At 74.2% G+C, this 12,981-nt stretch carries 12 protein-coding genes; 4 read left to right on the forward strand and 8 right to left on the reverse strand.

The features are described 5' to 3' along the window. Positions 1 to 246: 246 nt before the first annotated feature. From WIS52_RS00540 to WIS52_RS00560, 5 genes are all read right to left on the reverse strand, one after another. Positions 247 to 669, reverse strand: coding sequence for a hypothetical protein (locus WIS52_RS00540; protein WP_349296034.1), 423 nt, complete (start codon positions 667 to 669; stop codon positions 247 to 249). Between the two features lie 2 nt (positions 670 to 671). Next, positions 672 to 1,220: a hypothetical protein gene (locus WIS52_RS00545; protein ID WP_349296035.1), complete on the reverse strand. Its 549-nt coding sequence runs from the start codon at positions 1,218 to 1,220 to the stop codon at positions 672 to 674. A 381-nt stretch (positions 1,221 to 1,601) separates the two neighbouring features. After that, positions 1,602 to 2,549, reverse strand: coding sequence for an NUDIX hydrolase (locus WIS52_RS00550; protein ID WP_349296036.1), 948 nt, complete (start codon positions 2,547 to 2,549; stop codon positions 1,602 to 1,604). Further along, positions 2,549 to 4,828: an RNA degradosome polyphosphate kinase gene (locus WIS52_RS00555; protein ID WP_379610953.1), complete on the reverse strand. Its 2,280-nt coding sequence runs from the start codon at positions 4,826 to 4,828 to the stop codon at positions 2,549 to 2,551. Before WIS52_RS00555 ends, WIS52_RS00550 begins: the two co-directional genes overlap by 1 nt. Before the next feature lie 190 nt (positions 4,829 to 5,018). After that, entirely contained in the window at positions 5,019 to 5,816 is a 798-nt protein-coding gene (locus WIS52_RS00560) for a CofC family guanylyltransferase (protein ID WP_349296038.1), read from the reverse strand. A gap of 118 nt (positions 5,817 to 5,934) precedes the next feature. Between WIS52_RS00560 and WIS52_RS00565 the strand changes: the two genes are divergently transcribed. From WIS52_RS00565 to WIS52_RS00580, 4 genes are read left to right on the forward strand one after another with little or no spacing between them, the layout of a single operon-like run. After that, complete coding sequence (locus tag WIS52_RS00565) at positions 5,935 to 6,660, forward strand: lysophospholipid acyltransferase family protein (RefSeq protein ID WP_349296039.1); 726 nt, start codon at positions 5,935 to 5,937, stop codon at positions 6,658 to 6,660. 53 nt (positions 6,661 to 6,713) lie between these two features. Beyond that, positions 6,714 to 7,712 (forward strand): NAD(P)H-dependent glycerol-3-phosphate dehydrogenase, encoded by a 999-nt coding sequence (locus WIS52_RS00570; protein ID WP_349296770.1) that lies wholly within the window; start codon positions 6,714 to 6,716, stop codon positions 7,710 to 7,712. 21 nt (positions 7,713 to 7,733) lie between these two features. Further along, positions 7,734 to 8,867 carry a cystathionine gamma-lyase gene (locus WIS52_RS00575; RefSeq protein ID WP_349296040.1) on the forward strand — a complete coding sequence of 378 codons (1,134 nt, stop codon included), beginning with the start codon at positions 7,734 to 7,736 and terminating at the stop codon, positions 8,865 to 8,867. A gap of 53 nt (positions 8,868 to 8,920) precedes the next feature. After that, entirely contained in the window at positions 8,921 to 9,979 is a 1,059-nt protein-coding gene (locus tag WIS52_RS00580) for a LacI family DNA-binding transcriptional regulator (protein ID WP_349296041.1), read from the forward strand. A gap of 12 nt (positions 9,980 to 9,991) precedes the next feature. Here WIS52_RS00580 and WIS52_RS00585 read toward each other — a convergent pair whose 3' ends face one another. Genes WIS52_RS00585 through WIS52_RS00595 form a run of 3 tightly spaced genes read right to left on the reverse strand, consistent with a single transcriptional unit; the run spans position 9,992 to position 12,916 of the window. Further along, on the reverse strand, positions 9,992 to 10,771 hold the full coding sequence (locus WIS52_RS00585) for an SDR family NAD(P)-dependent oxidoreductase (protein WP_349296042.1): 780 nt from the start codon (positions 10,769 to 10,771) through the stop codon (positions 9,992 to 9,994). 37 nt (positions 10,772 to 10,808) lie between these two features. Then, positions 10,809 to 11,540, reverse strand: a complete 732-nt coding sequence (locus WIS52_RS00590) for an SDR family NAD(P)-dependent oxidoreductase (RefSeq protein WP_349296043.1) — start codon at positions 11,538 to 11,540, stop codon at positions 10,809 to 10,811. Beyond that, positions 11,534 to 12,916: an MFS transporter gene (locus tag WIS52_RS00595; RefSeq protein ID WP_349296044.1), complete on the reverse strand. Its 1,383-nt coding sequence runs from the start codon at positions 12,914 to 12,916 to the stop codon at positions 11,534 to 11,536. Before WIS52_RS00595 ends, WIS52_RS00590 begins: the two co-directional genes overlap by 7 nt. Positions 12,917 to 12,981: the final 65 nt, after the last annotated feature.

Raw genomic sequence — 12,981 nt, forward strand, 5'->3', positions numbered from 1 at the left:
CGCGGGGCCGCTCCGTCCCGGTCCGCGCGTGAGGAGTACAGGAGGGTAGTTCGATCAAGCGCCGGGGACGCTCATGTACCCCTCGGTGATCGTTCGCGTCGGGCCGCGCCCGTGCGCCCGGATGGATGAGATGTCGGTGGCCGTCGCCCGCGCGCCCGTTGGCGGCCGGTGATCTTCGCGGCGCCACCGGTCGGTCTCCCCGTGGCACTCCGACTCGGCGGCCCACGTGTCAGGGGAGCAGCTCGATCACGCGCCCGGTGCGCTGGTGTACCCCTCGGCGCGGAGCATGTGCTCGCGGCGGGCCCGGAGGTCGCGGATCAGGGCGACCGTGGCCTGCGGGGTCCGCACCAGGTCCTTGTGCAGCAGGCGCAGGGTGTGCCAGCCCAGGCCGGACGCGCGCAGGTCGCGGGCCCGGTCGAGGGCGTCGTCGTGCTCCTCGCCGTCGTACTCGATCGCCAGCAGCGCCTCGGGGTAGGCCAGGTCGAACCGGGCCCATTCCCGGCCCCACCGCTCCAGCAGCCGGTACTGCACGTGCGGTGCGGGTAGCCCGTCGAGGACGAGCAACAGCCGCAGCCGGGTCTCCTGCGGCGACTCGGCCCGCGGATCGGCGAGCGCGACGACCCGGCAGAGGGTCTGCGCCCCGCGCGCTCCGGGCCGTGCGTCCCGCAACGTCAGCAGCTCGGCCGGATCGAACCCCGGGCTGGGGGGGACCGTAGGCGCGACAACGCGAGCGTGTCCGGATCCGGAGACCGGCCCGGCGGGTACGGGACGAACACGGGCCGCTCCGCCCGGCGGCGTCCGAGTGCGTCCACTGCGACGACGGCTTCCTCGAGGTCCAGCCGCCGGGCGAGGTCCCACGCGGTGCCCAGCGGCGAGGTGACCCGCACGCCGTCGGCGAACCCGGATCCGGTCAGATCACCGCGCCGCACGAGGAGACCGGGATGGCTCCGGACCCGGCCGGTCACGAGGACCTCGGCCGGCTCGCGCCACGACCCGCACGAGGCGCCCTGCACCTCGGCCGCCGAGAAGCCGCCCGCCGCGCCCCCGCACCGGTCGACGAACAGCGCCGCCGCCCGCGCCCGCACCACGGGGGTGATCCGGACGGACGCGTGCACGTAGATGTCCGGGAACAGCTTCCGGAAGTGCGGCCCGCGCAGCTTTCCCTTGCTGAGCAGGCCACCGGCGACGGCCACCGACCCGCGGAACGGCTCCAGGAACATGCGCGGCAGCCTGCGCCCCGCGGCTCGCCGCCGCGGCTCGTCCCGACTCCCCGTTCGCGACCGCACACGCACGCTCCGGACCACCCGGCGGAGCGCCGGTCCCGGCGCAGCGCCGGCCGCCCGGTGGAGGTTCCCCCGGAGCCACGCCACGGAGGCAGGCGCCCGGAGGCGGCGCGGAGGCCCGCGTCGGGCACGGTGAGGGATACCTGAGCGCTGTGGCCGGTTGATCGAACTACCCTCCTGTGCCCCTCGGGGTCGAGCGACCGGCGCCGCCGCAGGTGCTGGGCCCCCGGATGCGACCGGCGTGCCGAGGGGTACGTGAGCGTCGTGGGCCGAAGATCGAACTGCCCTCCTGTGCCCCTCACGACGGGGCGGCGCGGGTCAGGAGGGCGGGCGGCGGTAGTAGTCGGCGAACTGGAGGGCGCCGGTCGCGCCGAAGCCCAGGACCCAGGTGCCGGCCTTGTGCGACGGCACCTCCCCCGGGGACTGCCCGGCCCGGCGCAGCAGGTCCTCCACGACGTCCGGGATGACCCCGCCCTGCGAGCAGATCAGCGTCACCCCGGGCGACGCGGCCAGCTCCGCGAACCGGGCGCGGCCGTCGGCGGGGGACACCCAGTACCCGTGCTCCCCGAGCAGCGGCTCCGAGGACGGGGTACCCAGCCCGGTCTTCTCGGCGAACGGCGCGATGGTCTGCCCGCAGCGCAGCGGCGGTGCGGAGGCGAGCCGGTCGGGCCCGAACCGGGGCAGGAACTGCGCGAGCCGGTCGGCCTGGGTGTGCCCGGTGCCGGACAGCGGGCGCAGGTCGTCGTCGCCCTCCCAGGCGGTGCGCGACCCGGCCTTGGCGTGCCGCACCAGCACCACGGTCGACGCCGGCACGCCCACCGCGGCGAGGCGGCGGACCAGCGCGGCGTCGTGCGCATGGGTGAGCAGGGCAGCGGCGCCCGAAGGAGACTCCCAGCGCAGCGAGTCGGTCTCGTCGGTGGGGGTGAACCCGCCGTCGCCCATGACCTCGGCCGCCCAGTAGTGCACGACCTTGGGCCCCTTGCCGGGCACGGTGTAGCTGGTGTGCCCGAGCCGCCCGCCGAGCCGGCAGTCGAGGTGCGCCTCCTCGGCGGTCTCGCGCAGCGCGGTGCGGGTCAGCGCCTCGCCCGGGTCCTGGTGGCCCTTGGGCAGTGACCAGTCGTCGTAGCGGGGGCGGTGCACCAGCGCGACCTCGATCGCGCCGCCGGGCAGCCGGCGGTAGGGCACCGTCCCGGCGGCGACGATGTCGCTGAGCCCCGCCGGGTCGGCCTCGTCGCCCTCCATCCGAGGCGCGGACAGCAGCCCCATCAGTCCTCGGCCGTCCCGCGCCGGGAGTTCATCATCTCGACCTGGTGGTCGCGCACGCGCACGTTCTCCGAGCCGGGGGCGGGCGACGGCGTCCAGGTGCCGTCCGGGCCGAGCGTCCAGCACCGGGTGGCCGGGTCGAGGCAGGAGTCGAACATCCCGCCGAGCTGCTCGGCCAGGTTCGGGTCGGCCACCCGCAGCATCACCTCGACGCGGCGGTCGAGGTTGCGGTGCATCATGTCGGCGCTGCCGATCCAGTACTCGTCGGCGGCCCCGAAGTGCAGCACCCGGGAGTGCTCCAGGAACGGGCCCAGGATCGACCGGACGACGATGTTCTCCGACAGCCCCGGCCGGCCCGGCAGCAGCGCGCAGATCCCGCGGACGACGATGTCGACCGGCACCCCCGCCTGCGACGCCCGGTAGCAGGCGTCGATCACGGCCTCGTCCACCAGCGAGTTGACCTTGATTCGGATCCGGGCGCCGGACTCGCCGGAGCGGTGCGCCTCGATCTCGTCGTCGATCCGTCGCACGATCCCGCGCCGCACCCCGTACGGCGCGACGAGCAGGCTCCGGTACGACGTCTGCCGCGAGTAGCCGGTCAGCGAGTTGAACAGGTCGGTGAGGTCGGCGCCGATCGTCGGGTCGGCGGTGAGCACGCCGATGTCCTCGTAGAGCCGGGCGGTCTTCGGGTTGTAGTTGCCGGTGCCGATGTGGCAGTACCGGCGGATCTCCGAACCCTCCTGGCGCACGACGAGCGCGGTCTTGCAGTGCGTCTTGAGGCCCACCAGCCCGTAGACGACGTGCACGCCGGCCTTCTCCAGCTCGCGCGCCCAGCGGATGTTGGCCTGCTCGTCGAACCGGGCCTTGATCTCCACCAGCGCGACGACCTGCTTGCCGGCCTCGGCGGCGTCGATCAGCGCGTTGACGATCGGCGAGTCGCCGGAGGTCCGGTAGAGCGTCTGCTTGATCGCCAGCACGTTCGGGTCGGCGGCGGCCTGCTCGATGAACCGCTGCACCGAGGTGGAGAACGAGTCGTAGGGGTGGTGCACCAGCACGTCGCCCTCGCGCAGGGTGGCGAACACGCTGCGCGGGGTCTCCCGCTCGGCGAAGGCCGGGTGGGTGGCCGGGCGGAACGGCTCGTCCTTCAGGTCCGGGCGGTTCACCCCGTGCACCTGCCACAGCCCGGTCAGGTCGAGCAGCCCGGGCACGGTGACGACGTCGGCCGGGTCCACGTCGAGCTCGCGCAGCAGCAGCTCCAGCACGTGCTCGGACATCGTGTCCAGCACCTCGAGCCGCACCGGCGGGCCGAACCGGCGCCGGGCCAGCTCGCGCTCGAGGGCCTGGAGCAGGTCCTCGTCGCGGTCCTCCTCGACCTCGAGGTCGGCGTTGCGGGTGACCCGGAACGGGTGCACCTCGGTGACCTCCATGCCGGTGAACAGGTCGCCGAGGTGCGCGGCGATCAGGTCCTCGATCGGCAGGAAGGTGACGGTCCGGTTGCCGGCGCGGGTGTCGGTGTCCGGCGGGTCGACCGTGACCAGCCGCGGCACGTTGTTCGGCACCTTGACCCGGGCGAACCGCTCGGTGCGGCCCTCCGGGTCGCGCACGGTCACGGCCAGGTTCAGCGAGAGCCCGGAGATGTAGGGGAACGGGTGCGCCGGGTCCACCGCGAGCGGGGTGAGTACCGGGAACACCTGCTGGGAGAAGTAGTCCGACAGGCGCAGCCGCTCGGCGTCGGTGAGCTCGTCCCAGCCGCGGATGTGCACGCCGGCCGCGTCGAGCTCGGGACGCAGCTCGTCCATGAAGACCTCGGCGTGCGCCCGGGACAGCGCGCGGGACCGATCGGCGATCCGGGCGATCTGCTGGCGCGGGGTGAGCCCGTCGGCGCTGCGCACCGACAGACCGGTCTCGTCGCGGCGCTTCAGCCCGGCCACCCGGACCATGTAGAACTCGTCGAGGTTCGAGGCGAAGATGGCCAGGAACTTGGCCCGCTCCAGCAGCGGCTGGCTGGCGTCCTCCGCCAGCGCGAGCACCCGGGCGTTGAAGTCCAACCAGGACAGTTCGCGGTTGAGGTAGCGGTCCTCGGGCAGCACGTCGGGCATCGACGACGCCGGCGTGGTCGCCCCCGCGGGCGGCGCGATCGGTGCCGCCCCGCTCCCGTTCGACGAGGTCGGGGCGGGTGGCGGCCCACCGGCGGCCTGCTGGACCGGCCCCTGGTCGTCCGCGTGCACCTCGGCCTGCGACCCGGCGTCCGGTTCGGCGACGGCGCGGTGCGCGGTGTGCACCCGTCGCGACGCGGGTCGCGGCGCGCGACGACCTCCCGGTCGGGCGGGCGGGATCCGCTCCGCGCCGTGCCGTCCGGTGCCGGTTGCCGGGTCGTCACTCACCCGGCGATTGTTTCGCACCACCGACGCCGCGTCCAAGCGGACACCGGGACCGGGAGATGAAATCCGGGTGTGCGGGAGCGGATCTCGGTCACACCTTCGGGCAGGGCGTCGATCCACTTGGGGGACAGGGCGTCACGCCGGGTTCCGGGACGCCGGCGGGGCGGCCGTCGAGCACGGCCCGGGTCCACTCCCCGACGCCGAGCCGCACGGCGTCGTCGAGATCGGCGGCGGTGTCGACGTCGCGGCGCAGGCCGGGACGGTCCCCGTCGAGCGCGACGGCGCCGGACGCGGTGTGCGCGGCCGCCGAGGCGCCGCCGAAGTGCGGCGCGAGGTCGTGTCCGGGGGCGGCGAGCAGCAGCGTCGTGCCGGTGCCGGGCGCATCGGGGACGAACACCCGGGTCGCGCCGGTGGCGAACCGGTGCGCGGCGTCGGCGACGGCGTCGTCCAGCAGTTCCGTACGCAGCGCGGGCAGGTCGGCCTGCAGCGCCCCGATCGCGATGCCGGCGCCGCGGGGCCCCGGCGCGGCCCCACCGGGAGCGCCGTGCCCGCCGGACGAGCCGGGGGCGCCGCCGGAGCGGGCCCGCAGCAGCGCCGCTCCGTGCCGTAGCGCGCCGTTGAGCCCCCGCCCGGGGTCGGTGACGACCTCGACGCCCAGCGCCCCGACCTCCATCGCGACCGCCGGGTCCGACGAGATCACCAGCACGGAACGGACCGACCCCGCGGCGACGGCGGCGGCCACGGTGTCCCGGGCCAGTGCGAGCGCCAGCCGCTGGTGCGCGCCGAGGTCGCCCACCCCGCCGTCGGCGGCGCCCCGCAACCGGGTCTTGGCCCGGGGCAGCGGTTTGACCGGCACCACCAGGTCCACCCACGGCGTCACGCGCCCCATCCTTCCACTCCCGGACGTGATCGGGGCCGGGTTTACCCCGGACCCCGGTGACGGGGAGACTCGACCCGGACGATCCGGATCAACGACCCGCCGGCGAGCGGGTGGGAGGAGGCCACCGGTGGCCCGCGAGAAGGGCGGATTCTGGGTCGGTTTCGCCGTCCCCTTCTTCTACTCGATCGGCCTGCTGACCGGCCGGCGCCGCTACCAGGGCCGCGACCACCTCCCGGCGACCGGGGGCGTGCTGCTGGTCGGCAACCACGTCTCGCACCTGGACCCGATCCACACCGGGGTGTTCGTGCACACGTCGCGGCGGGTGCCGCGGTTCCTCGCCAAGCACAGCCTGTGGAAGGTGCCGGTGCTGGGCCGGGTGCTGGTCGGCGCCGGGCAGATCCCGGTCTTCCGGGACACCGCCGACGCCCAGCAGAGCCTGGCCGCGGGCACCCAGGCGCTCGCGGACGGCAAGGTCGTGATCATCTACCCGGAGGGCACGATCACCCGCGACCCGGACGGCTGGCCGATGCGCTCGCGCACCGGCGTCGCACGGATGGCGCTGGTCTCCGACGCCCCGGTGATCCCGATGGTGCACTGGGGCACCCGCGAGGTCTACAACCACTACGACAAGAAGTTCCGGCCGTTCCCGCGCCGCGACATCGTCGTGCGCGCCGGCGAGCCGGTGGACCTGACCGCCTACCGGGGACGCCCGGTGGACTCCGCGCTGCTCCGCGAGGTCACCGACCTGATCATGGGCCGGGTCCGGGACCTGCTGGCCGAGGTGCGCGGCGAGACCGCGCCGGCCGAGTTCCACCGTGGCCCCGGCGGGCCGGGCCGGGAGTCCGGCCGGTGAGCGGGGCGACGCAGACCCCCTGGGAGCGGCCGGTCAACGAACCGGTGCACGACATCGCGCGGGTCGCGGTGCTCGGCGCGGGCAGCTGGGGGACCTCGTTCGCCAAGGTGCTCGCCGACGCCGGCCGCGAGGTGCGGCTGTGGGCGCGCCGGACCGAGGTGGCCGAGGCGATCAACACCGGCCACCACAACCCCGGGTACCTGCCCGGGGTCGAGCTGCCGCCCGGGCTGCGGGCCACCCACGACGCCGCCGAGGCCCTCGACGGGGCGGACGCGGTCGTGCTGGCCGTCCCGTCCCAGTCGCTGCGGGCGAACCTGGCGGGCTGGCGCGACCTCGTCCCGGACGGTGTGACGCTGGTCAGCCTGGCCAAGGGCGTCGAGCTGGGCACGCTGAACCGGATGACCGAGGTGATCGCCGACGTCACCGGCGTCGGGGACGAGCGGCTGGCCGTCGTCTCCGGGCCGAACCTGGCCGCGGAGATCGCGCACGAGCAGCCGACCGCGACCGTGATCGCCTGCACCGACCACGACCGCGCGGTGGCGTTGCAGACCGCGTGCGCGACCGGCTACTTCCGCGCCTACACCAACACCGACGTCGTCGGGGCCGAGCTGGGCGGGGCCGGCAAGAACGTGATCGCGCTGGCCGTCGGCGTCGCCGCCGGGATGGGGCTGGGGGACAACAGCCGGGCGTCGCTGATCACCCGGGGGCTGGCCGAGATGTCCCGGCTCGGGGTGGCGCTCGGGGCGTCCCCGATGACGTTCGCCGGGCTGGCCGGGCTGGGCGACCTGGTGGCGACGTGCAGCTCGCCGCTGTCGCGCAACCGGACCTTCGGCGAGCACCTGGGCCGCGGCGCGGGTCTGGCCGAGGCCGAGCAGGCCAACCACGGCCAGGTCGCCGAGGGCGTGAAGTCCTGCCTGTCGATCTGCGAGCTGGCCGACCGGCACGGCGTCGAGCTGCCGATCGCCGACGCGGTGCGCCGGATGTGCCACGAGGGCATGTCGGCCCCGGCGCTGGCCAAGGAGTTGATCTCCCGCGCGCCGCGGCCGGAGTGAGTGCGACGTAGCATTCCCCCGGTGAGCGGCGGGGACGGCACGCAGTGCGTGCACGGCGGTGAGCACGGCACGCACGACGTCGGGGCGCCGATCCACCAGGGCCCGGTGCTGACCAGCACCTATCACCTCGGGCGCCCCGAGGAGGCCGTGCCCGGCGCGGACTTCTACGCCCGCGCCGACAACCCGACGTGGCGGGAGTTCGAGTGCCGGGTCGGCGAGCTCGACGGCGGGCCGTGCACGGTGTTCCCGTCCGGGATGGCCGCGATCGCGGCGGTGCTGCGCGGCTTCACCGGGCCCGGGCGGGGCGTGCTGCTGCCCAGCGACGGCTACTACGTGGCCCGCGCGCTCGCCGAGGAGGAGCTGGCCCCGCTCGGGATCGACGTCCGGCTGTGCGCGACGGCCGGTGACTGGGCCGCCGCGCTGGCCGCCGGGGAGCCGCCCGGTCTGGTGATGCTGGAGACGCCGTCCAACCCTGGCCTGGAGGTGTGCGACGTCCACGCGATCGCCGAGATGGCGCACGCGGCCGGCGCGGTGCTGGCCGTCGACAACACCACCTGCACCCCGCTCGGGCAGCGGCCGCTCGACCTGGGCGCGGACCTGGTGGTGGCCAGCGACACCAAGGCGCTGTCCGGGCATGGCGACGTGCTCATGGGGCACGTCAGCGCCGCCGACCCGGTGCACGCGGAGAAGGTGCGGGCGATGCGCACCCGCGGCGGCGCGATCCCCGGGCCGATGGAGACCTGGCTGGCGCTGCGCGGGCTCGGGACCCTGGACCTGCGGCTGGCCCGGCAGGCGGAGAACGCCGGAGCGCTGGCGATCGCGCTGCGCGACCTGGAGCTCGCCGGCGGCGTGGTGCGCGACGTCCGCTGGCCCGGCCTGGTCGACGACCCGTCGCACGAGCTGGCGCGCAAGCAGATGCGGCGCTGGAACGGCGTGCTGCGGTTCACCCTGCCCGACACCCGCGCGGTCTCGGAGTTCCTGTCGCGCACGTCGCTCGTGGACTCGGCGACCAGCTTCGGCGGGCTGCGGACCGCCGCCGACCGGCGGGCGCGGTGGGGCGACGCGGTGCCCGACGGGCTGGTGCGGCTGTCCTGCGGGATCGAGGACACCGACGACCTGCTCGACGACGCCGTGGGCGCGCTCGAGGGCCTGTAGCGCGGCCCCGGACGACGATGGTGCCCTCCGGCGTCCCGCGTAGTGTTGCGCGCGTGGCCGAGGGGAAGCGGCGCGTGACGCTCGCCGATATCGCGACCCGCGCGGGAGTGTCGAAGGCCGCCGTCTCCTACGCCCTGAACGGCGCTCCCGGGGTGAGCCCGGCGATGCGCCAGCGCATCCTGGACATCGCGGCCGACCTGCAGTTCCGCCCGAACCGGGTCGCGCAGGACCTGCGCGCCGGGACCGCCAAGGTGATCGGGATCCTGCTCGACAACATCGAGAACCCGGTCTACACCGAGATCGCCGGAGCCGCCGTCTCGGCCGCCGCGGCGCGCGGCTACGAGGTGTTCGTGTCCCACCTCGGGACCTCCACCGACCGCAAGACCGAGATCGCGCTGTCGCACGTGGACCGGAACGTCAGCGGCCTCGTCCTGACCTCGGCGACGGTCGAGGACGTGCCGCTGCTCGGGTCGCTGCACGAACGCGGCGTCCCGTGCGTGCTGGCCTACCGGGGACTTCCCGAGGCGCCGAACGACTGGGTCGGCATCGACGACCGGGCCGCGGCGCGCGAGCTGGCCTCGCAGGTGCTCCGCTCCGGCCGGCGGTCGGTCGCGATCATCAGTGGTGTCCGCGCCTCGACGGTGGCGCACAACCGGCTCGCCGGGTTCCGGGAGGCATTGCGGGAGCACGGCATCGAGCCCGTCGACTCGGACCAGACGTGGGGTGCGCTGACCAGGGAGGCCGGGTTCACCCGTGCCCGCAGCATCCTGGAGAACCACCGCGGGGTCGACCTGCTGCTGTGTGCCAGCGACGTGCTCGCGGTCGGGGCGTGGGACTACGCCCGGCACGCGGGGCTCTCGGTCCCCGGCGACCTGGCGATCACCGGGTTCGACGGGACCGGTCTCGCCAGCGCGGGCCCGCTGCAGCTGAGCACGGTCAACGCGCCGCGACGGGTGATGGGCGAGTGCGCGGTCACGATGCTCATCGACCGGATCGAGGGCGCCGACGGGCCGCCGGTCCGCCGGATGCTGCCCTACGAGATCGTCCTGCGTGCGTCGACCGAACCGGACCGGAGCGGATCCCCGGTCCGGTCCGGCGACGTGGCCGGCTGAGTCGCTGTCTCGTCACCGCTGCAGCTCGCTCGGGGCGAGCCGCAGGTCACCTGCGGTGATCCCGCCGTCCACCGGGATGACCTGGCCGGTGACGAACCGGGAGTCGTCACCGAGCAGGAACCGGATCACCGGGGCGACGTCCTCGACCGCCCCGATGCGTCCCATCGGGGTGCGTGCCCGGACCTCGTCGGCGAACCGGCCGGACACCAGCAGCGACGCCGCCAGCGGGGTCGTGATGTAGCCGGGGCTCACGGCGTTGACGCGGATGCCGTGCGGCGCCCACTCCACGGCGAGTGTCCGGGTCAGCGCGAGCACGCCCCCCTTCGACGCCGCGTAGGAGGCGAAGCCCGGTGCCCCGTAGTGCGACAGCATCGAGGTGATGTTCACGATCCGGCCGGCCCGCCCCGAGGCGATCAGCCGGTCCGCGAACGCCCGGCAGACCTGGAACGTGCCGTGCAGGTTGACGTCGACGACGGTCGACCAGCTCTCGTCGAGGACGTCCTGCGCCAGCTCCCGCCGGTTCAGGCCGGCACAGTTGACCAGCATCTCGGCCTCGATGCCCGCCTCGTCGAGGCGGGTGAACAGCGCCCGGACCGAGGCCGCGTCGCGGACGTCGACGTGCGCCGGCCGCACCCGGCCCGGGAGGCCGTTCTCCGCCGTCTTCGACGCCAGCTCGGCGGCGGCCGGCTCGTCGATGCCGGCGCAGACGACGTCGGTGCCGCCGGTCGCGAGCAGCTCCACGGTGGCCGCGCCGATCCCGGTCGCGCCCCCCGTCACCAGGGCCCATGCCATGCGATCTCCTCCTAGCTCGACGTGCCGCACGGCCACGTCAGTTCATGTAGATGCCGCCGTTGACGTCGAGTGTGTGGCCGGTGATCCAGGCGGCGGCGTCGGAGACCAGGAAGACGACGGCGGCGGCGAGCTCCTCGGGCGTCCCCATCCGCGGGACGGGATAGGCCTCCGGTGCGTAGTCACGACCGTGCGTCATGGGTGAGTCGACCGGCCCGGGCGCGATCATGTTCACGGTGACGCCGGCGGGTCCGTACCGGCGGGCCAGCCATTTGCCGAGCGCACCGACCCCGCCCTTGGAGGCGACGTAGGCGGCGCCGGAGTTCACGCCGCCGACCCGGGCCGCGATCGAGGAGAACAGCACGAGCCGGCCGGCGCCGGCCGCGGACAGGTGCGGGAGCACCGCCCGCGAGACCGCGTACGACCCGGTCAGGTTGACGTCGAGCTGCAGGTCCCACTCCGGGCGTTCCAGGTCCTCGATCGCGGTCTCCGACACCACGCCGGCGCAGTGCACGGCGATGTCCAGACCGCCGAACTCCTCGACGGCGCGGGACACCGCCGCGGTGACCGACGCGGCGTCGGTGACGTCGCCGTGCACGCCGACGACGGTCCCGTCCCCGGCGGCGGCGCAGACCTCGTCGACCGGCTGCCGGTCGACGGCGAGGACCCGCACGCCGTCCCGGGCGAGGGCCAGCACGGTCGCCCGGCCGATGCCGGAGGCGGCCCCGGTCACCAGCGCGGCCCGGCCCGCGATCCCGGTCGCGCTCAGCACGAGCTGCTCTTCTCGGAGCCGGCGGCGGTGCGTGCCCGGTCGTCACCGACGGTCGCGAGGTCGATGCCCCGGGTCTCCTTCAGGAACACCGCGGCCACGAGGGAGAGCAGTGCCGTCGCGGCGTAGAACCACGAGGGCGAGAGCGGGTTCGCCGTGGTCGCGACCAGGAACGTCGCGATGAAGGGAGCGGTGCCGCCCATCGTCGAGTTCGCGATGTTGGTGACCAGCGAGACACCCGTGTAGCGCACCCGGGTCGGCATCTTCTCCGAGAACGTCACGAACAGCGCGCTGTTGAAGATCGAGACACAGATGAAGCAGACGGACTGGGCGAGCATCGCCAGGCCGACCGATCCCAGCTGCATGAGCTGGAACATCGGGATCGCGAGCAGCAGGCCCGCGCCCGAGCCGGTCAGCAGCACCGGGCGGCGGCCGAACCGGTCGGAGAGGTACCCGCCGATCGGCAGGGTGAGGATGCCGAGGACCAGGGCGAGGCTCGTGCTGAGGAACGCCACGGTCGGGGAGAACCCGGCCGTCGTCCGCAGGTAGGTGGCGGTGTAGACGGACGCGGTGTAGAAGCCGCCGGCGGAGAGCCCGTAGAGGGCGACCAGGTGCAGGATCGTGCGCCACGACGTCCGGACCAGGGTCTTGATCGGCAGGCTGGCGACCGCCGACTCCTCCTTGAGGGCGGTGAACTCGGGGGAGTCGTGCAGGCTGTTGCGGATGTAGAAGCCGATCACGCCGATGACGGCGCTGAGCAGGAACGGCAGCCGCCACGCCCAGTCGAGGGCCTGCTGCTCGGTGAACAGGCTGCTGATCCCGAGGGCGACCAACGACGCGGCCAGCGAACCCAGGTACATGCCGCCCATGACCAGCGAGGTCTGGAAGCCGCGCCAGCGCGCCGGGGCGTGCTCGGACACGAAGACGTTCGCGCCGCCGACCTCGCCACCGGCGGAGAGCCCCTGCAGGCAGCGGCAGAGGATGAGCAACATGGTCGCCCAGATGCCGAGCGTGGCGTAGGTCGGCAGGAGGCCGATCAGCAGCGTGGCGCCCGCCATGAGCAGCAACGTCCAGGTCAGCGCGGTGCGCCGGCCATACTTGTCGCCGACGTGGCCGAAGAAGATCCCGCCGGGAATGCGGAGGAAGAAGGCCACCGCGAACGCGGCGAAGGTCTCGAGCAGTGCGGTGGTGGGGTCGTCGGAGGCGAAGAACTGCACGCTCAGCAGCGCGGCCATGTAGCCGTAGATGCCGAAGTCGTAGTACTCGACGATGGTGCCGAGCACCGCGCCCTTGATCACCTTGGTGGTGGACTGGCGCGGCCGGGTCCCGGAGGCGGCCGGGGAGGACCCGGGCGGGGTGGCGGAGTGGTCAGTGGACACGACTGTGTATCCCGTCTCGAGGTTCGGTGACGCGGACCGGCGACGTCGCCGGGGGAGGGGCGCGC

The sequence above is a fragment of the Pseudonocardia nematodicida genome, from assembly GCF_040105385.1.
Lineage (GTDB): Bacteria > Actinomycetota > Actinomycetes > Mycobacteriales > Pseudonocardiaceae > Pseudonocardia > Pseudonocardia nematodicida.

Bases quoted from the DNA above. Each gene is read 5' to 3' on its own strand.
- WIS52_RS00545 (WP_349296035.1), bottom strand. From the start codon at position 1,220: ATGTTCCTGGAGCCGTTCCGCGGGTCGGTGGCCGTCGCCGGTGGCCTG.
- WIS52_RS00550 (WP_349296036.1), bottom strand. From the start codon at position 2,549: ATGGGGCTGCTGTCCGCGCCTCGGATGGAGGGCGACGAGGCCGACCCG.
- WIS52_RS00560 (WP_349296038.1), bottom strand. From the start codon at position 5,816: ATGGGGCGCGTGACGCCGTGGGTGGACCTGGTGGTGCCGGTCAAACCG.
- WIS52_RS00585 (WP_349296042.1), bottom strand. From the start codon at position 10,771: ATGGCATGGGCCCTGGTGACGGGGGGCGCGACCGGGATCGGCGCGGCC.